At 66.1% G+C, this 20322-nt stretch carries 17 protein-coding genes; 2 read left to right on the forward strand and 15 right to left on the reverse strand.

Annotation, left to right across the window (positions count from 1 at the left end):
- Positions 1-66: 66 nt before the first annotated feature.
- From GDJ08_RS13870 to GDJ08_RS13880, 3 genes are all read right to left on the reverse strand, one after another.
- Positions 67-612, reverse strand: coding sequence for a cytochrome c oxidase assembly factor Coa1 family protein (locus GDJ08_RS13870; RefSeq protein WP_136006035.1), 546 nt, complete (start codon positions 610-612; stop codon positions 67-69).
- Positions 613-651: 39 nt separating this feature from the next.
- Positions 652-2880 carry a S9 family peptidase gene (locus tag GDJ08_RS13875; RefSeq protein WP_017355904.1) on the reverse strand — a complete coding sequence of 743 codons (2229 nt, stop codon included), beginning with the start codon at positions 2878-2880 and terminating at the stop codon, positions 652-654.
- Positions 2881-3004: 124 nt separating this feature from the next.
- The gene (locus GDJ08_RS13880; protein ID WP_017355903.1) at positions 3005-3694 is read right to left on the reverse strand and encodes a glutathione S-transferase N-terminal domain-containing protein; all 690 of its coding nucleotides are present in this window, start codon (positions 3692-3694) and stop codon (positions 3005-3007) included.
- A 107-nt stretch (positions 3695-3801) separates the two neighbouring features.
- Between GDJ08_RS13880 and GDJ08_RS13885 the strand changes: the two genes are divergently transcribed.
- Positions 3802-4413, forward strand: a complete 612-nt coding sequence (locus GDJ08_RS13885; RefSeq protein WP_017355902.1) for a TIGR00645 family protein — start codon at positions 3802-3804, stop codon at positions 4411-4413.
- 186 nt (positions 4414-4599) lie between these two features.
- Positions 4600-5613, forward strand: coding sequence for an energy transducer TonB (locus tag GDJ08_RS13890; protein ID WP_017355901.1), 1014 nt, complete (start codon positions 4600-4602; stop codon positions 5611-5613).
- A 100-nt stretch (positions 5614-5713) separates the two neighbouring features.
- Here GDJ08_RS13890 and GDJ08_RS13895 read toward each other — a convergent pair whose 3' ends face one another.
- The 12 genes from GDJ08_RS13895 to GDJ08_RS13950 all read right to left on the reverse strand — a co-directional run bounded on the left by GDJ08_RS13895 (position 5714) and on the right by GDJ08_RS13950 (position 20314).
- Complete coding sequence (locus GDJ08_RS13895) at positions 5714-6709, reverse strand: DUF6708 domain-containing protein (protein ID WP_153165085.1); 996 nt, start codon at positions 6707-6709, stop codon at positions 5714-5716.
- A gap of 40 nt (positions 6710-6749) precedes the next feature.
- A complete protein-coding gene (locus tag GDJ08_RS13900; RefSeq protein WP_153165086.1) occupies positions 6750-7712 on the reverse strand; it encodes a DUF6708 domain-containing protein in 963 nt (320 codons plus the stop codon).
- A gap of 202 nt (positions 7713-7914) precedes the next feature.
- Positions 7915-8910, reverse strand: coding sequence for a DUF6708 domain-containing protein (locus tag GDJ08_RS13905; protein WP_153165087.1), 996 nt, complete (start codon positions 8908-8910; stop codon positions 7915-7917).
- 40 nt (positions 8911-8950) lie between these two features.
- Complete coding sequence (locus GDJ08_RS13910; RefSeq protein WP_153165088.1) at positions 8951-9946, reverse strand: DUF6708 domain-containing protein; 996 nt, start codon at positions 9944-9946, stop codon at positions 8951-8953.
- 40 nt (positions 9947-9986) lie between these two features.
- Positions 9987-10898, reverse strand: a complete 912-nt coding sequence (locus GDJ08_RS13915) for a DUF6708 domain-containing protein (protein ID WP_153165089.1) — start codon at positions 10896-10898, stop codon at positions 9987-9989.
- Positions 10899-10974: 76 nt separating this feature from the next.
- On the reverse strand, positions 10975-13698 hold the full coding sequence (locus GDJ08_RS13920; RefSeq protein WP_153165090.1) for a T6SS effector BTH_I2691 family protein: 2724 nt from the start codon (positions 13696-13698) through the stop codon (positions 10975-10977).
- Positions 13695-14540: a DUF4123 domain-containing protein gene (locus tag GDJ08_RS13925; RefSeq protein WP_153165091.1), complete on the reverse strand. Its 846-nt coding sequence runs from the start codon at positions 14538-14540 to the stop codon at positions 13695-13697. The genes GDJ08_RS13920 and GDJ08_RS13925 overlap by 4 nt, the downstream gene beginning before the upstream one ends.
- 247 nt (positions 14541-14787) lie before the next feature.
- Positions 14788-15972: an ABC transporter permease gene (locus tag GDJ08_RS13930; protein ID WP_017357116.1), complete on the reverse strand. Its 1185-nt coding sequence runs from the start codon at positions 15970-15972 to the stop codon at positions 14788-14790.
- On the reverse strand, positions 15969-16715 hold the full coding sequence (locus GDJ08_RS13935) for an ABC transporter ATP-binding protein (protein ID WP_136006043.1): 747 nt from the start codon (positions 16713-16715) through the stop codon (positions 15969-15971). Before GDJ08_RS13935 ends, GDJ08_RS13930 begins: the two co-directional genes overlap by 4 nt.
- The gene (locus tag GDJ08_RS13940; protein WP_136006044.1) at positions 16712-18232 is read right to left on the reverse strand and encodes an alpha/beta hydrolase; all 1521 of its coding nucleotides are present in this window, start codon (positions 18230-18232) and stop codon (positions 16712-16714) included. Before GDJ08_RS13940 ends, GDJ08_RS13935 begins: the two co-directional genes overlap by 4 nt.
- Positions 18233-18299: 67 nt before the next feature.
- Positions 18300-19505: a GGDEF domain-containing protein gene (locus GDJ08_RS13945; RefSeq protein ID WP_136006046.1), complete on the reverse strand. Its 1206-nt coding sequence runs from the start codon at positions 19503-19505 to the stop codon at positions 18300-18302.
- A gap of 59 nt (positions 19506-19564) precedes the next feature.
- The gene (locus tag GDJ08_RS13950) at positions 19565-20314 is read right to left on the reverse strand and encodes a ferredoxin--NADP reductase (protein ID WP_153165092.1); all 750 of its coding nucleotides are present in this window, start codon (positions 20312-20314) and stop codon (positions 19565-19567) included.
- Positions 20315-20322: the final 8 nt, after the last annotated feature.

The raw sequence follows: 20322 nt of genomic DNA on the forward strand, positions 1-20322 counted from the left end.
GAAGAGATGCCTGCGACCCTACGCACTCAGGGCACGGGCGGCAATCGGCCGGAGGTCATGCGCCGCTCAGGCCTCCAGCGCCTGCCGCGGGACCGAGGGCGGATGCGCCGGCGCGGGCGGGCAGTCGCCCTGCGCCCGGCAGTCGGCCAGCTCGCAGCGGGTCACCGCCTCGGCGTCATCCAGCGCCGTCAGGTCGATGGTGTGGGTGTCGCCGGTCAGCACGTACATCACCGGGTAGTCCCACTGCGCCTGCTGGCGGCGCCCGGCCAGGAACAGGTCGCCGTGCGCCTGGGGGCCGCGCACCTTCAGCACCAGGTCGGCCCGGCCGCTGCCGTCGCTGCCCTGCTGCAGCGTGCCCACCGGCAGGTAGCCGTCGTCGATCGGCTCCCCCAGCACCTGCACCAGCTCGATGCTGCACCGCGCGCGGCGCATCGCCTCCACGTACGGCTCGCTGCCCCGGCTCCACTGCGACCAGCGGTCCAGTGCGAACCCGATCGCCAGCACGGCACCCAGCGCCACCAGCAGAACCAGCGCGGGCATGGCCCAGCGCCAGTGGCGCGCCCACCAGCTGCGTCGTGCGATGGCGGGGGGAATCGGGGGCGACGGTGTCATCGGCGTACTCCTTGTCGAGCCGGTGGCGGGGCAACGCGATCAGGGCGCCAGGCAGCGCCCCAGGAAATCCTCGGCCAGGCGGTAGCGGTGCAGCGCGTTGCTGCCCGACAACCCATGCTTGGCGCCCGGATAGGTCATCAGCTCGAACGGCTGGCCCCGCTTCTGCAGCGCGCTCATCAGCACCGTGGCGTTGGTGAACAGCACGTTGTCGTCGGCCATGCCGTGGATCAACAGCAGGCGCGAGCGCAGGCCGTCGATGTGCGACAGCACGCGGGCCTCCTCGTAACCCTTGGCGTTGTTGCCGGGCAGGTTCATGTAACGCTCGGTGTAGTGGGTGTCGTACAGGCCCCAGTCGGTGACCGGTGCGCCCGCCACGCCGCAGGCGTACGTGTCGGATGCCTTGGCCAGCAGCATCAGAGTCATGTAGCCGCCGTTGGACCAGCCCTGCACACCGATGCGCGCCGGGTCCACCCAGGGCTGCTGCTTCAGCCAGGCCACGCCGCGCAGCTGATCGTCCACTTCCACCGTACCCTGCACGCCGTACAGCGCGCCGCCGAAATCACGGCCGCGGCGCGGGGTGCCGCGGTTGTCCAGCGAGAACACCACATAGCCCTGCTGGGCCAGGTACTGGTTGAACAGGTGGTCGCCGCGCCCGGGCCAGCTGTCGGTGACGGTCTGGCTGGCCGGTCCACCGTACACGTACACCACCACCGGGTAGCGCTTGGCCGGGTCGAAGCCGGTCGGCTTGATCAGGCTGTAGTGCAGCGCGGTGCGGTTGTCGGCGGCGGTGAGCGTGCCGAACTCGACCGGGCGCTGTGCATCCAGATAGCGCGCGTAGGGATGGGCCGGATCGGACAGGTCGTTCTCGACCAGGGTGGCGATTTTCTCGCCGTTGGCGCGGAACAGCGCGATCTGCGGCGGTGTGGTGGTGCTGGACCAGCTGTCCACGTAGACGCTGGCGTTGCGCGCGAAACTGGCGCTGTGCATGCCGGGAGCCTGCGACAGGCGCTGCAGTGCACCGCCCTGCAGCGGCACGGCATAGATCTGGCTCTCGCGGGCGGAGTCGATGCCGGCACGGAAATAGACTTTGCCGGCCTCCTCGTCCACGGCCAGCAGTTCATCGACCGGCCACGGGCCGCTGGTCAGCGCGGTGACCGTCCTGCCATCCTCGGACACGCGATACAGGTGTTCAAAGCCACTGCGTTCAGAGGACCACAGGAACCCGCCCTGCTTGAGGAAGCGCAGGTCATTGTGCAGCGGTACCCAGGTGCGCGAGGTTTCGGTGACCAGCGTGTGCTGGCGGCCGGAGGCCAGGTCGGCCTGGATCAGCTCCAGGGTCTTCTGGTCGCGCGACTGGCGCTGGAAGGTGAGACGCTGCGGATCGCGCCAGTCCACGCGGGCCAGGTAGATGTCCGGGTTGCGCCCCAGGTCGATCCAGCGCGGCGCGGCACCGGCCTGCGGTGCGATCACGGCCAGCGTCACGGTGACATTGTGGTCGCCGGCGGCCGGGTAGCGCTGCTCGATCATCTCGGTACGGTCGGCATACATCTCGTAGCGCTTCTGCACCGGCACCGGGCTTTCGTCGATGCGTGCGAAGGCGATCGCCGAATCGTCCGGCGCCCACCAGTAACCGGTGTGGCGATCCATCTCTTCATCGGCGACGAACTCGGCCACGCCATTGCCGATGGTGTCGCTGCCATCGCGGGTGAGCTGGATCTGCCGGCCGCTGGCCAGGTCGATCACCCACAGATTGCGCGCGCGCACGAAGCTGACGAAACCGCCCTTGGGTGAGAGCTTGGCGTCGGTGGCGAAGCCCTCGCCGTGGGTGAGCTGGCGCACGGCGGCCTGGCCCTGCTTGCCCAGGTCGTACAGGTAGAGTTCGCCGCCGAGTGGGAACAGCAGCGTGCGCGCGTCCGGCGACCACTGGTAATCGACAATGCCGGTCATCGCGGCGATGCGCTGACGCTCGCGGCGGGCCTTCTCGGCGTCGCTCAGGGTCTCGGCACCGGGCAGCACCACCTTGGAATCCACCAGCAGGCGGGTCTGTCCGCTGGCGATGTCGTAGGCCCACAGGTCCAGCTGATTGCGGTCGGCCTCCTTGCCGCGCAGGAAGCTGACGCGCGACCCGTCCGGGGCCACTTTGGGCTTCATCAGGGTCGGGCCGGACAGCGGCAGCGGACCGGTGATGGCCTCCAGCGTGAGTTTTTCGGCGTGAGCGAGCGAGGTCGTGGCGAGCATCAGGGCGAGCGAAGCAAACAGGTGGCGCATGGAGGGTTCCGGCAGCGTCTGGGCGACTCCCCACCGCGCGCACGCGGCAGGGAACGCCTCATCCTAACCAAGCCGGCGCGGGAAGGCAGCATGACCTTGGACCCGCGCGCGCCGCGACCCGGCCTCAACGCGGGCCGAACAAGTGCCTGCGTTCTTCCTCGCCCAGCGGTTTGCCGGCATCGGGATTGACCTGCGCACGCAGCGCGAAGGCACGCCGGGTGGCCGGACGCGCGGCGATGGCGTCGTGCCAGCGCTTCAGGTGGGGGAAGGCGGCGAAGTCCACCGGCAGCGTGTCGTAGGCGCCGATCCAGGGGTAGCTGGCCATGTCGGCGATGCTGTAGCTGTCCCCGCCCAGGTAGGCGCTGGCCGCCAGGCGCTTGTCCATCACCCCATGCAGGCGGCGCACCTCGTTGTTGTAGCGTTCGATCGCGTAGGGAATGCGCTCGGGGGCGTACACATTGAAATGCCCCATCTGCCCGCTCATCGGCCCCAGCCCGGCCATCTGCCAGAACAGCCATTCCAGTACCGCCACGCGGCCCCGGCTGTCGGCCGGCAAAAAGCGGCCGGTCTTCTCGGCCAGGTACAGCAGGATGGCACCGGACTCGAACACGCTCTGCGGCGCACCGCCGTCCGTCGGCTCGTGGTCGACCAGGGCCGGCATCTTGTTGTTCGGTGAAATGGTCAGGAAATCGGGTTTGAACTGGTCGCCGGCGCCGATGTTGACGGGTTTGATCTGGTACGGCAGGCCGGTTTCTTCCAGCATCAGCGTGACTTTGTGGCCATTGGGGGTGGGCCAGTAGTACAGGTCGATCATGTCGTGGGCTCGGCGAAGGCGAAGGCCGAGTGTAGTGCGTGAGTTGGGTTGGCAGGGTCAATCCGGCCCGGTACGCTGCCGCCTCTCCCGCAACGCAGCATTCCAGCATGTCTCCCTCCCCGCCCCGCCGCCTCAGCCCCATGTCGTCCCTGATCTTCGCCTCGCGCTGGCTGCAGCTGCCGCTGTACCTGGGGCTGATCCTGGCCCAGTGCGTCTACGTATTCCTGTTCGGGAAGGAACTGTGGCACCTCATCCACGACGCCAACAGCCTGGGCGAGCAGCAGATCATGCTGATCGTGCTCGGTCTGATCGACGTGGTGATGATCTCCAACCTGCTGGTGATGGTGATCGTGGGTGGCTACGAGACCTTCGTGTCACGCCTGGGCCTGGAAGGCCATCCCGACCAGCCGGAGTGGCTGAGCCATGTCAACGCCAGCGTGCTCAAGGTCAAGCTGGCGCTGTCGATCATCGGCATTTCCTCGATCCACCTGCTCAAGACCTTCATTGCCGCCGGTGCCCTGGACGGTCTGCCGCTGTGCCCGCCGGAACTGATGAACGTGGCCGCTTCCAACATCGGTGCCAGCAAGTGCAGCTCGATGACCAGCGCCGGCGTGCTCTGGCAGACCATCATCCACTGCGTGTTCATCCTCTCGGCGATCGGCATCGCCTGGACCGACAAGCTGATGTCCGGTTCGTCGTCCAAGGCCCACGCGCACTGACGTTGCGCCCCCCGGCCGGCATCGGCGACGATGCCGGCTGGTCCCACCGGCCTGGCCCCTGCGCCGCCCCGGTGATGCTAGATTGCACACCTGCAGCAGCGCCGTGGACGCCGGGAAACGTCCAGGGGCGTCGGCCGGCCTGACCGCTTCAGGTCTTACGTACCGTCGTATTCAAGGGGAAGTTGGATGTCGCACGTCACCACGTTTGCCAAAACGCGCCTGCTCGCGCCGGTCACCCTGCTGCTGGCGCTGGCCGCCTGCTCCGGCAAGGACGAACCGAAACCCGCCGATGCACCGGCCACGCCCGCCGCCACCGGCACCGCAGCGGCACCGGCCGCGCCGGCCGTGTCGGCCAAGGTGCAGTCGCTGGGCACCGAAGAGCTGCGCGAACTGGCCAGCAAGGCGCTGCGCGAGAACCGCATGTATGCCCCGGCGGGCGACAACGCGATGGAGTACTACCTGGCGCTGCGCGACAAGACCCCGGACGATGCATCGGTGAAGAGCGCGCTGACCGACCTGCTGCCGTACACGCTGATCGCGGCCGAACAGAACCTCACCCGCGAAGACTTCAACGAAGCCCAGCGCCTGGTCGCGCTGATCGAGAAGGTCGACGCCACCGCACCGGCGCTGCCGCGTCTGAAGCAGGGCATCACCGGCGGCATGCAGACTGCGCTCAAGCGGACGCAGGAAGAGACCGACAAGGTCAAGAAGGACGCCGAAACCCGCGCCAAGCAGTTGGTGGAGCAGCAGCGCCAGGCCCAGCAGCAGGCCAGCGAAGCCGAAGCAGCACGCCAGATTGCCGCCCAGCAGGAAGCTGCCCGTCGCGATACCGACCGCCAGGACGCCGAACGCCAGGCCACCGCACGGCGCGAGGCCGAACAGCGCCAGCAGCAGGCCGCCGCCCAGCAGGCCGCCGCCGCACGGGCCACCCCGGCCGCTGCGCCGAGCCTGCGTCCGGTCAGCACCCCGGCACCGCGCTACCCGGCCGACGCACTGCGCTCGGGCACCTCGGGCGAAGTCCTGGTGGAAATCACCGTCGGTACCGACGGCTCGGTGACCAACGCCCGCGTGCTCCGTGCCAACCCGGCGCGCGTGTTCGATCGCGAGGCACTCAACGCCGTGAAGCGCTGGAAGTTTGAACCCGTCGGCGCCCCGGTCACCACCCGCCGCACCCTGGCATTCGCCCCGGAAGGCGGTTGATCGGCACGCAGCACCCCTGAAGAAGCCCGGCACCCGCCGGGCTTCTTCGTTCCAGCGCCTGCCGCATGCCCTGCGCCGATCGGCGCGAGCCGCCTTGCCTTCACCGCCACAGCATCCGCTCCCGATGCCGCTGCAGCGCCCGTGCGTAGATCGCCGGATCGCTGGCGAACTCGGCCATGAAGCGTGGTTCCGGCAGTGCATAGGGATCATCCGGTGCAATGGCGCACTCGGCCTCCAGCTCGGGCGGAAACACCGGCGCACGGCAGGTCTTGAAGGTGATCCAGCGGCTGAGCGTCAACGCGCCGTAGATGGGAAACATCAGCGTATAGCGCAGCGGAAACAGCGTGGTGCCCATCATCAGGCACACCAGCATCCAGCAGTTGCGCAGCGTGCTCTTTGGCGAGAGGGTGATCACGCGGTCCAGTGGATCGTCGAAACAGTGTTCCGGGCCGTCCTTCATGTAGCGGCAGATCAACGCCCACTGCTCGCGGATATCGTCGTCATGGTTCCAGAAGTGGCCAATGGTGAAGGTCTGCTGCACCTGGCGGTGGCGGTCGAGCAGATGGCAGCGCAGATCCCGCAGGCTGGGGTCCTGGCCGCCACGACCGATGTGGAAGAACGCGTACGGCGAGCCCCAGGGTACGACGACCACGCCATCGGGACCGTTGTGACGGAAGAAATAGATCCTGCGGGTGACGCGGTTGAAGCGAACCGGGTAGTGGGTGTACTGGAAAACATCGCACCGGAAGTGAACTGTCCAGATGAGCGCCTGCGCACCGAACACAGCCAAAGCAACGATGCCCACGGGAATCGCCTCTTGCATCAATCCGCCAGACATCCCGTGGGCTTTGACCACAAGGGCGGATAGTCCAAAGATGTTTATGGACGAGACCACCATGGCGCACAAAGTCGCCGCCATTCCCTTGATTTTGAACGTCCTGTCGACAAACTCCATGAACGTTGAGTTGAATCGAACCAGGCCTAGGGAGTCATCTGGTGTGAGAGTGCCCGTCTCGATCTGAGGCAACTCGCACTGCAGCTCCTCCGGACTCAATGCACGGCGATACTTGAAAGCGGGATACCAGCCAGTCAACACGTCAATGGACCATCGTCTGGCGTGAGGGAACTGAACACATTCACCGCCACAACATGCGCTCCCGATGCCGCTGCAGCGCTCGTGCGTAGATGGTCGGATCGCTGGCGAACTCGGCCATGAAGCGTGGTTCCGGCAATGCATGTGGATCATCCGGGGCAGCGGCGCATTCGGCCTCCAGCTCCGGCGGAAACACCGGTGCGCGGCAGGTCTTGAAGGTGAGCCAGCGGCTGAGCGTCAATGCGCCGTAGATGGGAAACATCAGCGTATAGCGCAGCGGAAACAGCGTGGTGCCCATCATCAGACACACCAGCATCCAGCAGTTGCGCAGCGTGCCCTTTGGCGAGAGGGTGATCACGCGGTCCAGTGGATCGTCGAAACAGTGTTCCGGGCCGTCCTTCATGTAGCGGCAGATCAACGCCCATTGCTCGCGGATATCGTCGTCATGGTTCCAGAAGTGGCCAATGGTGAAGGTCTGCTGCACCTGGCGGTGGCGGTCGAGCAGATGGCAACGGAGATCACGCAGATTGGGGTCCTGCCCGCCTCGGCCGATGTGGAAAAACGCATACGGCGAGCCCCAAGGAACGACGACCACGCCACCCGGTCTGTTGTGGCGGAAGAAGTAGATCTTGCGGGTGATGCGGTTGAAGCGGACCGGGTAGTGGGTGTACTGGAAGAGGTCTTTGCGAAGGTGAAGATTCCATAGGAGGGCGACGCACGTCGCGAGCCCCAGCGTGAACATAGCCAGTGCTGCCCAGTCACCATAGTCACTCACTCGCCCATCCATATGCGCAATGAAGTAGATGTAGACACACGCCAGGAATACCTCTCCCGCCATTAACAAAAGCGTTGACGCCATGCCCTTTACTTTGAAGGAACGATCAACGAACTCAAGATAGGTCGAATTGAAGGAGATCATTCCAAACGCATCGTCCGGAACATGCGATCCTGGCGAGTCTTTCAGAAGCAGAGATTCTTCTTCGCTAGGGAGCAGCGAACGCTCCATCGTGAATGCTGGATACCACCCGGTCATCATGCCAGTGCACCGCTATCCTTCTCATACGGTCTGCATTTATTCCCTTCTGCGCAATGGCGCTCGTCCCTCAATCTTGGCCGGCACTCAAGTGTGCTACCGCAGGAGCATCTGCAGTCAGGCTGAGCCCGGCGCTTGGCCAGCCATACGTCCGGCATGAAGGAAGCGTGCACATTCACCGCCACAGCATCCGCTCCCGATGCCGCTGCAGCGCCCGTGCGTAGATGGCCGGATCGCTGGCGAACTCTGCCATGAAGCGTGGTTCCGGCAGTGCATAGGGATCATCCGGTGCAATGGCGCACTCGGCCTCCAGCTCGGGCGGAAACACCGGCGCACGGCAGGTCTTGAAGGTGAGCCAACGGCTGAGCGTCAACGCGCCGTAGATGGGAAACACCAGCGTATAGCGCAGCGGAAACAGCGTGGTGCCCATCATCAGGCACACCAGCATCCAGCAGTTACGCAGCGTGCCCCTCGGCGACAAGGTGATCACCCGGTCCAGCGGATCGTCGAAACAGTGTTCCGGTCCGTCCTTCATGTAGCGGCAGATCAGCGCCCATTGCTCGCGGATGTCGTCGTCATGGTTCCAGAAGTGACCAATGGTGAAGGTCTGCTGCACCTGGCGGTGGCGGTCGAGCAGATGGCAGCGCAGGTCGCGCAGATTGGGGTCCTGTCCGCCTCGGCCGATGTGGAAGAACGCATGCGGCGATCCCCAAGGCATGACGACCACGCCACCTGGACCGTTGTGGCGGAAGAAGTAGACCTTGCGGGTGACGCGGTTAAAGCGAACCGGGTAGTGAGTGTACTGAAAGAGGTCTTTTCGGAGGTGGACATGCCAGAAGTAGAACGGAAAGCCAAGCGCCGGCACGGATAACACAGCGATTCCAATCAGAGAACTGATGACGTCATCTTCCATACCCAATGATGTGATGGCGACCTGCACCAGCACAGCAATCATGAAGATGGATCCGGCAGCAGACATAGCCGTGGCTGCCATCCCCTTGATCTTGAAAGTTCGATCGACAAACTCAAGGTACGTTGAGTTCAGCCTCGTCATTCCAACCGCGTCGTCAGGACAGAATTCGCCATGATCGAATTGATGAAGTTCAAACGCCAACTCGATCTGCTCAAGTGTCCTGGCGTAGCTGAAGACGGGATACCAGCCCGTCAGCACGTCAATGCACCATCGTCTGGCGTGAGGGAACTGAACACATTCACCGCCACAACATGCGCTCCCGATGCCGCTGCAGCGCTCGTGCGTAGATGGCCGGATCGCTGGCGAACTCTGCCATGAAGCGTGGTTCCGGCAAGGCGTGCGGATCATCCTCTGCAAAGGCGCACTCGGCCTCCAGCTCGGGCGGAAACACCGGCGGACGGCAGGTCTTGAAGGTGATCCAGCGGCTGAGCGTCAACGCGCCGTAGATGGGAAACATCAGCGTATAGCGCAGCGGAAACAGCGTGGTGCCCATCATCAGGCACACCAGCATCCAGCAGTTGCGCAGCGTGCCCTTTGGCGAGAGGGTGATCACGCGGTCCAGTGGATCGTCGAAGCAATGCTCTGGCCCATCCTGCATGTAGCGGCAGATCAGCGCCCACTGCTCGCGGATGTCGTCGTCGTGGTTCCAGAAGTGGCCGACCGTGAAGGTCTGCTGCACCTGGCGGTGGCGGTCGAGCAGATGGCAGCGGAGATCGCGCAGATTGGGGTCCTGTCTGCCTCGGCCGATGTGGAAGAACGCATGCGGCGATCCCCAAGGCATGACGACCACGCCACCGGGACCGTTGTGGCGGAAGAAGTAGACCTTGCGGGTGACGCGGTTGAAGCGAACCGGGTAGTGGGTGTACTGGAAGAGATCCCTCTTCAAGTGCAGTGTCCAGAAGATGGCCATAGCACCGAGCACAACCGCTGCAACGATGGCTACGGGGATAGCTTCTGCAATCAATCCACCCGGCATCTTGTGGGCCTTGACTAGAAGAGCCGACAACCCGAAGAGTAGCAACGACGAGATGACTATCGCTGACAGAGTAGCCACCATCCCCTTGGATTTGAACGTCCTGTCGACAAACTCCATGAACGTTGAGTTGAATCGAACCAGGCCCAAGGCGTCGTCCGGTGAAAGATTGCGCGTATCGTTCTGGGGTAGCTCCCGTGCCAGTTCATCCGGACTCAATGCGCGGTGATACTTGAAAGTGGGATTCCAGCCAGTCAACACGTCAATGGACCATCGTCTGGCGTGAGGGAACTGAACACATTCAACGCCACAACATGCGCTCCCGATGCCGCTGCAGCGCCCGTGCGTAGATGGCCGGATCGCTGGCAAACTCGGCCATGAAGCGCGGTTCCGGCAATGCATAGGGATCACCCGGTGCAATGGCGCACTCGGCCTCCAGCTCAGGCGGAAACACCGGCGCACGGCAGGTCTTGAAGGTGAGCCAGCGGCTGAGCGTCAACGCGCCGTAGATGGGAAACATCAGCGTATAGCGCAGCGGAAACAGCGTGGTGCCCATCATCAGGCACACCAGCATCCAGCAGTTGCGCAGCGTGCCCTTTGGCGAGAGGGTGATCACGCGGTCCAGTGGGTCGTCGAAACAGTGTTCCGGGCCGTCCTTCATGTAGCGGCAGATCAGCGCCCACTGCTCGCGGATATCGTCGTCATGGTTCCAGAAGTGGCCAATGGTGAAGGTCTGCTGCACCTGGCGGTGACGGTCGAGCAGATGGCAGCGCAGATCCCGCAGGCTGGGGTCCTGGCCGCCACGACCGATGTGGAAGAACGCATACGGCGAGCCCCAGGGTACGACGACCACGCCACCGGGACCGTTGTGGCAGAAGAAATAGATCTTGCGGGTGATGCGGTTGAAGCGGACCGGGTAGTGGGTGTACTGGAAGAGGTCCTTTCTCAGGTGCAATGTCCAGAACAGCCACCACCCACCCATGCCAGCAGCGAAAGGGAACAGCAACGAGAGAAGGCTCTCCGTCATCTCTTCATGCATGGTGACCACAAGGTCGGCAACGGCCACCAAACCCACGAAAATACCCAGCGACACGACCAGCTGAATAAGCGTCGGGGCCATTCCTTTTATTTTGAACGTGCGATCAACAAATTCGATGAATACGGAGTTGAATTTGACCAAGCCGAAAGCATCGTCAGGTGTGGCTCGCTCCATTCCTGAAGGATTGAGCTCCGCCAGAGCTTCATCGTTGGAGATGCTCCGACCGCATTTGAACGGAGGCTGCCATCCACTAAGCACCTTGATCTCCCCTCAATGCTCCAAGCGCGGCATTCTGCGATTCCAGATCAGCAAATCGCCCTGACTCGTTACCTCCGAAATGCATGGTCTTATCCAACCAGCGCTGTACTCCGTCAGGTTTGAACCACGCAACCACCACGGTGGTGATGGCAACCACAATCAGCAGAATGATTGCGACCGGTACTCCATAACCGGACATCATCAGTGCAGAAGTCAACGCGCCCAAGAATCCTAACCCCATCATGCTGATTCCATACGCCCTATTGAGTTCCGCGTCCCTGTAGCCATCTGCGAACGTGAGTGCACCCAACACCACACCCGCCACCCCACTCAACCAACGCCCGCTGGCCTTCACCACTGCCGCCTTCGTGTCGGCCCTGAACATCCACCGGCCCATTGGCTCGGCCAGCTTCTGCGAGAACCACGGCAGCTTGGTGCCGACCTCGCCCATGACCATCGCTGCATCACCCAGCAGCGCCGCCACACCCGCGCTGAAGTTGGCCGCGAGCAGCCCGCGCGTGCCGGCCGAGGCGGTGGCCAACTGTTTGTGGAGCTGCCCCAGGCTGGCCGACGCCAGCACCAGGCCGGCCATGCCGTAACCGAGCGAGGTGCTGCCCAGGTTGGACAGGCTGGCGCGCATCGCGTCGTGCAGGTCCAGCACGGTCAGGGTGCGCATCAGCTCGGCTTGGCGCCCCGGGCCGGTGATGACGGCCTTGGCGTTGAGCGCCTTGAACAGCGTCAGCTGATCGGCGTCCACCAGCGCGACCATGCCAAACCGGAACCTGCCATCGCGGATATCGACGTCGGTGGTCTCAATCACTTCGGCCGCTGCCGCCGCGGCCTGCTGCGCACTGTTCAGACCGGCGCGCGCCGCCAGTTGCATCGCCAGCGCCTTGCGGGCCCGTTTGGGCGTGGTGTGCCCGACCAGATCGACCAGCTCGGTCCCGGGCGAAGCCGCCTGTGCCAGCGCCGTGAGCAGCCCCACCTGCCAGCGGGCGGGTAGCTTGCCGACATCATGGGCGATCATGCTGCCGATCTCGTTGCCGATGATGCGCGATATCGGGCCGGAGATCTGCTCCACCAGCCGGGCCATGCCTTGGAACATGCCGCCGAGCTTGGCGGCCGTTTCGGCGTCCAGCAGGCTCTTGAGGGCGTTGGACACTCCATTGGCGGCCACCAGCCAGTCGCGCGCGCCCGGTGCGGTGGAGGTACTGGCCAAGGTGTCCTTCCACACCGCGATCAAGGTGTCCTGATTCCACATCTGGGCGCGCAGCACGATCGCGTCGGGGTCGAGCGGATCGCCGTGGGTGAGGCAGTCCAGCACGTACCGGAAGACCTTGCCGCGCGCAGTCGCATCCCGCAGCAGCGTGGTCACCACTTCCTGGTAGAGGACGCCACTGGTGGTGTTGGCGCTGTCGAAATGGCCCGTCATATGGAGTCTGAAGGGCGTGGCGGACAGCCAGGCGATGTAGGCGTCATCGAGTGCCGCGATGTTCTGTTCGTAGAACCTCTGCTGCTCCACGGCGTAGGTCTGCGTGAGCCACCGCGCGTGTCCGTCGTCGTCGCGAAGGTGCCTGCCGTACTTCTTCCACGATGCCTGGCCAAGCGCGACAACCTCCGCCTCGTCCTGGACCGCGAACACGTCGTCGGTCCAGGCAGGCAGGGGTCGGGCCAGCTGATCCGACGCGGTGCTGCCGCCCAGTACGGTTACCACGCCCCTGCCCAGCCGCGCGTTGCGACCGCGCCGGTGCGCTTCATCTTCGAGCGCGCCCTGGCGGATCGCCGCCTGCAGCGCGGAGATCGCGGCGGCCGACTGGCGCTTTTCCTGCCGCTCGGGCTCGTTCTCCCATTCCAGTATCCGGGCGATGGCGAGCTGATTGAGGTCGGCGATGATGCCGACCGGGTCGTCCAGCGCCACCAGCGCGGGGGCCACGGCCAGCGGATGCCCGGGGGTCACCTGGCGCGCCGCCAGACGAGCCTGCGCGCTCAGCAGATCGATCTGCGCGCGCCCGTAGTGAATGGGCTCGCACAGGCTGTGCTCAAATGCCTGGACGCCGGGCAGCACGGTGACGGTCGGCAGGTTGGTCAGGTCCGGCGTGTGCGGGACCGGCCGGTCGGCCACCGCGGCGTGGAACTCGGCCACCTGGTCCAGTGTCTGGTACAGGGCAGCCACGTGCGGCTGGGCCGCGGTCGACGCCGCCCACTGGCCGACATCGATACGTCGCATGGTGCGGGCCCGATAGGTCGCATCCCGGTGCCGCCGCCACACCCGTGGCGTCCACGGTGCGGTGCTGAACGCCAGCCACAGCGCGGCGCCGAAGGCGGCATCCGGGACAACGATGCACTTGGCGAACAACGTGCTGCCATGCCGCGAGCAGCGCGCCGGGGCGTCATCGCTCTGCGGCGGCGGGTGAGCGTCGCGGATGTCGAACGCGGACAGGTCACCGTGCTCGTTGACCTGCCACGCCAGCCATTCGTCGCGTGCTTCGTTGTAGGCATAGACGTAGCCGCTGCGCAGCAGACGCAGCGTGTAGTGCGCGTCACCGGCCGGCAACGCGATCTCCTGCACACCGGCCCCGAACGGCGCCACCAGGGCTGGTGCGGGCCGGCGGACCTCCTGATCGGCGCGTGCCACCGCGTAGCGCGCCAGCAGGATGGGAAAGCCGAAAGTGATGCAGTTCGGGCAGTAGGCGGGGTCGTTCACCGGGTCTGTCATGCGGCCGTCCCGAGGGTGGCGCGACGTTCGTACTGGCACGCCATGACATAGGACATGCCCCGCCCCCGGACGTGGGCCAGACGCCTGCTCACCTCCGGACGCTGCTGGAAGCCGCTGCCGTGGCGCAGACGCTGGCAGGCATACCGCCGCAGGTCGGCCGGGTCGCCCAGGCCCGCCGCGCGCGCCTCCTGGATGCCATCCAGGAGCGCACGCAGCGCGCCCTCCCCCGCGCCTTCGCCAGCGTCGGCCAGATCACGCAGGCAGCGGTTGAGCACGCCCACCTCGGCCAGATCCTGCCACTGGCCCGGTTGCAGCAGCACGCGTGGCGTGGGCGGCACCGCCGGTCGCGCATGTGCGCGCCAAGTGACGCTCACCGGCTCGTGCCAGAGCCACGTTGCCACCGGCCCCATGACGCAGGCCATCTGTGCCGGCGTCAGCAACCAGCGCAGGTGGCGGAACACGCCGGGATCGTGCAGGCGCAGCCATCCCGGCCCGACGCCGGGTTGCACGAGCCGCATCACGCGCTGCAGGTGACTACGCACGGCGGGAGCGTCGTCGCAGGTCAGCAGCGCGCAGAACAGCGGGCGGCCGTACTCGCGCAGATGCGCGTCAGCCTGATCGAGCAGTTGCAGCCGACGGTCCCGCGCGAGCGCCTCCAGCGTGACCAGCAGCGGCGGATGGCGCACACGACCTGCCAGCCGTTCCGGCTGAAGTACGTGGGTGGGAAGGTCGGCGAACTCGGACGGTGCGACGTGGCGTGGATCGATCAGCGCGTGGGTCTGCGCGAGGAACACGCGGTGCCACAGCGCGATGGGAGCTGCGGCGGGAGAATCCAGGTCCATGAAAGAGCGATGTCGATGGCGTCCTCCAAGGCTAGGAACGGCACGTCCGGGAGAATAGAGCCAGAACCGACATCCGCTCGAGGACGTCACACTTCAATCATTGCGATATTGAGACAAGTGCGCGACTCAGATCGACGCCGCCTATTGCAAGCGTAACCGGACCACCGCTGTGGGCCGACCGGCACGTACAGAACATGATTGCGGGCGGTGCGATGGCGTTGCCGCCATCGCACCGCGCCCTTCACGGTCAGCCCGAAATCGCCAACCGCTCCTGGTGGTAGCGGCGCACGGCCGCAAACCAGAGCACAGCCGCCAGGCCAAATCCGGCCGCCAGGTACACGCCCCACATCTGCGCACTGATGCTTTCCTGGCGGATGATCTTGAGCAGCATCTGGTTCTGCGCCAGGAACGGCACGGCGAACTGCCACAGCTCGCTCTTCAGCGGGTACACCATCAACGCATAGCTGGGCAGCATCGGCAGCAGCATCAGCCAGGTCATGTGGCTCTGCGCTTCCTTCATGCTCTTGGCCGCTGCCGAGAGGAAGGTCAGCAGCGAGGTGCCGATGAACAGCATCGGCGTCATGATCAGCAGCATCTGCACCATCGGCAGAAAGCCCATGTTGAGCTGGCGCCCGGGCCCGGTGGTGGACAGTTGCGCGCTGAGCTTGAACGCGAGCAGCGTGAGCAGCAGCGAGGCCATGCCCACCGCGCAGGCGGCGGTGATCTTGCCGCTGACGATGGCGCTGCGCGATGCCGGCGTGGCCAGCAACGGCTCCAGCGACTGCCGCTCGCGCTCACCAGCGGTGGTGTCCATCACCAGGTAGGCACCGCCCAGGAATGACGTGATGATCAGCAGCAGCGGCAGCAGCACCGACAGCAGGAGACCACGCTTGGCTTCGGCTGTAGCCATGTCCTGGGTGGCGATGTCCAGCGGTCGTGCGACTTGGGCATCGATACCACGGGCAAGCAGACGCAACGCGCCCACCTGCTGGCTGTACCCGCCCAATGCGGCTTCCAGCCGCGAGCTGGGAATGTCGGCACTGCGACGCGTGCTGTCCTTGACGATCTCCACCAGCGCCGGGCGGCCTTCCTGCCAGTCCTTGGCGAATCCGGGCGAGATGCGCAGGGCGACGTCGATCTTCTGGTCGCGGATGGCGGTGGTGAGGTCGTCCGGTGCGGCCACCGTGTTGAGTCCCTGGGACGCCAGGAATCGCACCAGATTCGGGGCATGTTCGGCACCGATCGTGGCGATCTCCAGCGGTTTGTCGATCTGCGATTTGACCCGGCTTTCGGCCAGTTTGCCCATGCCCAGGAACAGCAGCGGGTACAGCAGCGGTCCCAGCAGCAGGGTCAGCGCAAGCGTGCGACGGTCGCGCGAGAGGTCGCGCAGTTCCTTGCGCATCACGATCCACAACGTAGCAAACGAACTCATGCGTGCAACCCCTCTTCCGAACCGATCGCCTTGACGAAGGCATCTTCCAGGTTGGTTTCCCCGGTCTGTGCGCGCAGCTCATCGGCGCTGCCGGCCGCCATGACCGTCCCCTTGGCGATGATCACAATGTGATCGCAGAGCGCGGCCACCTCCTGCATGATGTGGCTGGAGAAGATCACGCAGCGGCCCTCTTCGCGCAGGCCGCGCAGGAATCCGCGCAGTGCCCGGGTGGTCATCACATCCAGCCCGTTGGTGGGTTCGTCGAGGATGACGTTGCGGGGGTCGTGTACCAGCGCGCGTGCGATGGCGGTCTTGGTGCGCTGGCCCTGCGAGAAACCGTCGGTCTGACGGTCCAGAATGTCTTCCATGTCCAGCGCCTGCGACAGCACCCTGGTGCGGTCGCGGATCTGCGCGGCACTCATGCCGTGCAGCTGGCCGAAGTAGGCGATGTTCTCGCGGGCGGTCAGACGCTTGTAGACACCGCGCGCATCGGGCAGCACGCCCAGCTGGCGGCGCACGGCCACCGGGTCCTTGGCCGCATCGATGCCATCGACCATCACCCGGCCCTGGTCCGGCGTCATCAGCGTGTACAGCATGCGCATGGTGGTGGTCTTGCCGGCGCCGTTGGGGCCGAGCAGGCCGGTAATGCGGCCATCCGCGGCGTGGAAACCGACGTTCTCGACGGCCTTGATCAGCCCGGTCTTGGTCTTGAAGGCTTTGTGCAGGTTGTCGGCGACGATCATGGTTCCCATCCGTTGAACGAGGTGAAGGCCGGCACCGGGCTCAGGGTGTCCAGGCAGCTGGCGTCGAGTGCCTTGGCATCAGCGCTGTCCACGAACTGGCCGAGCAGGCGTGGCATGCAGCCGGCGTTGATGGTGCCGTGGCCCTGGCCCTTGGCGAGCAGGTGACGGCCGTTGGGCAGTTGCTTGAGCACCTGCTCGGCGTAGCGCGGCGGCGTGACCGGATCGAACTGGCCCGACAGCAGCAGCACCGGCAGCGACGAGGCGAACGGCGCTGTGAAGTCCTTCGGGCGGGTGCCCACGTTCCACACCGGGCAGGCCGCGAAGAACATCCGCGACACCTCCGGGCCCAGCAGGCGATCGGCAGCCGCCGGTTCCTGGTAGCGGTCGGCGTCTTCGGCACAGATCACCGACCACTGCATGCCGCGGTTCATCTGCACGCCGAGGCTGCGCCCGGCCAGCCGGCTGAGCGACATCAGCGGCGCGTAGCGGCCATGCCCCGCCTCGTCCAGCACCACCGGCAGCAGCGATGACAGCTCGGGCATGTACGAGAAGGCGAAAGCCAGGCCGGTGACGGTGTCGGCGGTCAGCACGTCGGTCTTGACCTCGGCAGTGCCCGGATCGCGGTACTCCACCTCGACCGGCGCCTTGGCGAGGGTGGTCATCACGTTGCGCAGCTGGGTCCGGGTATCCACCGGGAAACGCCTGGCGCAGGCAGCGTCCTTGCGGCACTGGGCCGACTGCAGCGCGATGGCATCTTCGAAGGTATTGGCGAAGTCCCCGCCGACCACCAGGTCGTTGGGCGCCACGCCGTCGATCACCACGGTGCGGGTGTGCTGCGGGTAGCGCGCGGCGTAATGCTGCGCGACGCGGGTGCCGTAGGAACCACCGACCAGGTTGACCTTGTCCACGCCCAGCGCGGCGCGCACGGCGTCGAGATCGCCGATGGCCTCGGTGGTGGTGTAGAAGCGCGTGTCGGCACGGTCCTTCAGTGATGCGGCACAGCGCTGCGCGTAGTCGGCGATCAGGGCCGGCGTGGGCGCTGCCGTTTCGTCCAGCGGCAGCTCCTTGCCGTCCGCGCCCAGGCACGTCAGCGGGTTGGACTTGCCCGTGCCGCGCTGGTCGATCAGGAAGATGTCACGCTGCTTGCGTACCTCGCGCAGGGCCTGGTTGATCGGTGCGGCCACTTCGGTGGCGGCCTGGCCGGGGCCACCGGCGAGGAAGAACACCGGATCGGTCTTGCCGGCGCCCTGGTTGGCCACTTCCAGCCAGGCGATGTGCACGCCGATCCTGCGGCCGTCCGGTGCCGCCGGATTCTCCGGCACCTGCAACGTCGCGCACTGGGCTTCGACATTGGCACTGGCCTGCGCGCTGGTCAGCGTGCAGGGCTTGAACGCCAGCGTGCCGTAAGTACGGCTGGCGCCGGTGCCGCCCGACGCGCTTTCCGGTGCGGGCGCATTGCAGCCGGCGCACAAGGCCACGGCCAGCGCCCCGGCCAGCCTCAACTGTTTCCTGGACATCTTCCTTGCTTCCCCTTGTTGAAAGTCATGCCACCACGACGAACCCGCGCGGCGGATGTGACCCAACTTACACGGACGCCGCGCCGGCGGCGACGGCCACAGGGCATGCCTCCCCGTCGGCCCGGGCGCCAACGGCCCGGTCGCGGCCCTCGGCCTTGGCCTGGTAGAGCGCGGCGTCGGCGGCAGCCAGCAGCCCGGCCAGATCGCCCTGGCCGGGGTCGGCCGCCACCCCGATGCTGGCGGTGACCGGCACTGCCGTGCTGCCCACCGAGGCGGGCGCCGCCTGCAGCCGGTCGCGCAGGCGATTGGCCCACGCCAGCGCCTGCTGGGGGGTGGCATCGGGCAGCAGCAGCACGAACTCCTCGCCGCCGTAACGTCCCAGCAGATGCGGTCGGTCTGCCACGGCGGTGGCCAGCACACCGGCGACGTTGCGCAGGACCCGGTCGCCGGCCAGATGGCCCCAGCGGTCATTGACCTGTTTGAAGTGGTCCACATCCAGCAGCAGCAACGCCAGCGGCCGCTGCTGCTGCCGGCATGCCGCCTGCAGCGCGCTGCCATCGGCCAGCACCGCGCTGCGGTTGAGCAGACCGGTCAGCCCGTCGGTGCGCGCCAGCCGGCGCAGATCGACCAGCATCCGCTCGACCAGCAGCAGGACCAGCGCGAAACAGCGGGCCAACTCCAGCATCACGCCCGCGATGTAGGTCAGGAACATCGGCGAGCCGGTGCGCAGGATGTCCTCGCCCGCGTCGGGCGCCACCGGCAGGAACAGCCGGACCAGATACACCGCTCCTTCGGTGGCGAACACGGCCGCAGCCAGGCGGCAACTGGTGCGCTGGGCGTCGGGCGCGCGGCGCAGCAGCAGCCAGGCCATCCAGCCGTTGAGGAGCACGGCGAACAGGCTGAACACGTCCAGCCGGATGGCCAGGCTGGGGAACGGGATGAGGAAAACGGCGATGCCGGCCATGAACAGGGCGGCCAGGGCCAGCGGCTGCCAGAGCGGCAACCGGTAGTCGAGATGGCGGGCCACGCCGCACAGCATCAGCACGCCGGAAGCGGCGATGGTCGCGTTGCCGAGCAGGATCGCCGGCACCTGTGGCAGTTGGGCGCGCAGCCCCAACAAGGTAACGCTCACGGCCAGCAGCCACAGGCTCAGCGTCCACAGACGCAGCACCGGCTGGCCGCGCAGCACCACCAGCATCAGCGAAAACCCGATCGCGATGCCCACGCACAGCAGGTACCCGATGATGGCGACGGTAGGGAAATCCAGGGACATGCAGCCTCGCGCGCCAGAGCGGCGCGCGCATCTTAGCGTGAACCCGCTCGGACCCGGTGTTACTTGCTGCTGACGTACTTCTCGCGGCGTACCTGCGGGGTCGGCAGGCCGGCTTCCTTCAATGCCTCGAAAGTGGCATCAACCATGTCCGGGTTGCCGCACAGGTAGGCGATGTCGGTGGCCGGGTTGGGCGCGAACTCGGCCAGGTGCTGCTGGACATAGCCGTGGCGGACGTCCGGGTGCGGATGCTCCGGCAGCTCGCGCGACAGGCACGGCACGTAGCGGAAGCCGGGGTGCGCGGCGGCAAACGCGTAGAAGTCGTCGCTGTAGAGCAGCTCGGTCGGGGTCCGCGCGCCCTGCAGCAGCACCACCTCCACGCTGCGCTCGCGCATGGCGGTGGCCAGCAGGGGCAGCATCGAGCGGTACGGGGTGACCCCGGTGCCGGTGGCGATCAGCAGGTAGCGGGCGTTGTGGTCACCCGGCATCAGGCAGAACCGCCCGAACGGACCGCTGGCGGTGACATGGCCGCCGATGTCCAGGCCCTCGAAGAGGGCCGTGGCGGCCCCGCCGGGGACGAAACTGACGGCGATGTCGACCGCATCGCCGGCGCCCAGGGCATGGTCGTGGATGGTCGCCAGCGAATAGCTGCGCTTGGTGGCGGTGCCATCGGCGTACTCGAAGTGGACCTGGATGAACTGGCCGGGCTGGAAATCCAGCGGCTGGCCGTCATCACGCAGGAACTGGTAGTGGCCGACGGTGGGCGCCAGCATCCGCCGGTCGACCAATTTGAGAGGAAATTGAACAGGCACGTGTTCGG

Origin of the sequence: Stenotrophomonas nematodicola, assembly GCF_009467805.1 — a bacterium.
In the GTDB taxonomy this organism is placed as follows: Bacteria; Pseudomonadota; Gammaproteobacteria; order Xanthomonadales; family Xanthomonadaceae; genus Stenotrophomonas; species Stenotrophomonas nematodicola.

Bases quoted from the DNA above. Each gene is read 5' to 3' on its own strand.
- GDJ08_RS13925 (WP_153165091.1), bottom strand. From the start codon at position 14,540: ATGGACCTGGATTCTCCCGCCGCAGCTCCCATCGCGCTGTGGCACCGC.
- GDJ08_RS13930 (WP_017357116.1), bottom strand. From the start codon at position 15,972: ATGAGTTCGTTTGCTACGTTGTGGATCGTGATGCGCAAGGAACTGCGC.
- GDJ08_RS13900 (WP_153165086.1), bottom strand. From the start codon at position 7,712: ATGGAGCGTTCGCTGCTCCCTAGCGAAGAAGAATCTCTGCTTCTGAAA.
- GDJ08_RS13940 (WP_136006044.1), bottom strand. From the start codon at position 18,232: ATGTCCAGGAAACAGTTGAGGCTGGCCGGGGCGCTGGCCGTGGCCTTG.
- GDJ08_RS13885 (WP_017355902.1), top strand. From the start codon at position 3,802: ATGTCTCCCTCCCCGCCCCGCCGCCTCAGCCCCATGTCGTCCCTGATC.
- GDJ08_RS13915 (WP_153165089.1), bottom strand. From the start codon at position 10,898: ATGGAGCGAGCCACACCTGACGATGCTTTCGGCTTGGTCAAATTCAAC.
- GDJ08_RS13880 (WP_017355903.1), bottom strand. From the start codon at position 3,694: ATGATCGACCTGTACTACTGGCCCACCCCCAATGGCCACAAAGTCACG.
- GDJ08_RS13870 (WP_136006035.1), bottom strand. From the start codon at position 612: ATGACACCGTCGCCCCCGATTCCCCCCGCCATCGCACGACGCAGCTGG.
- GDJ08_RS13920 (WP_153165090.1), bottom strand. From the start codon at position 13,698: ATGACAGACCCGGTGAACGACCCCGCCTACTGCCCGAACTGCATCACT.
- GDJ08_RS13935 (WP_136006043.1), bottom strand. From the start codon at position 16,715: ATGATCGTCGCCGACAACCTGCACAAAGCCTTCAAGACCAAGACCGGG.
- GDJ08_RS13945 (WP_136006046.1), bottom strand. From the start codon at position 19,505: ATGTCCCTGGATTTCCCTACCGTCGCCATCATCGGGTACCTGCTGTGC.
- GDJ08_RS13890 (WP_017355901.1), top strand. From the start codon at position 4,600: ATGTCGCACGTCACCACGTTTGCCAAAACGCGCCTGCTCGCGCCGGTC.
- GDJ08_RS13875 (WP_017355904.1), bottom strand. From the start codon at position 2,880: ATGCGCCACCTGTTTGCTTCGCTCGCCCTGATGCTCGCCACGACCTCG.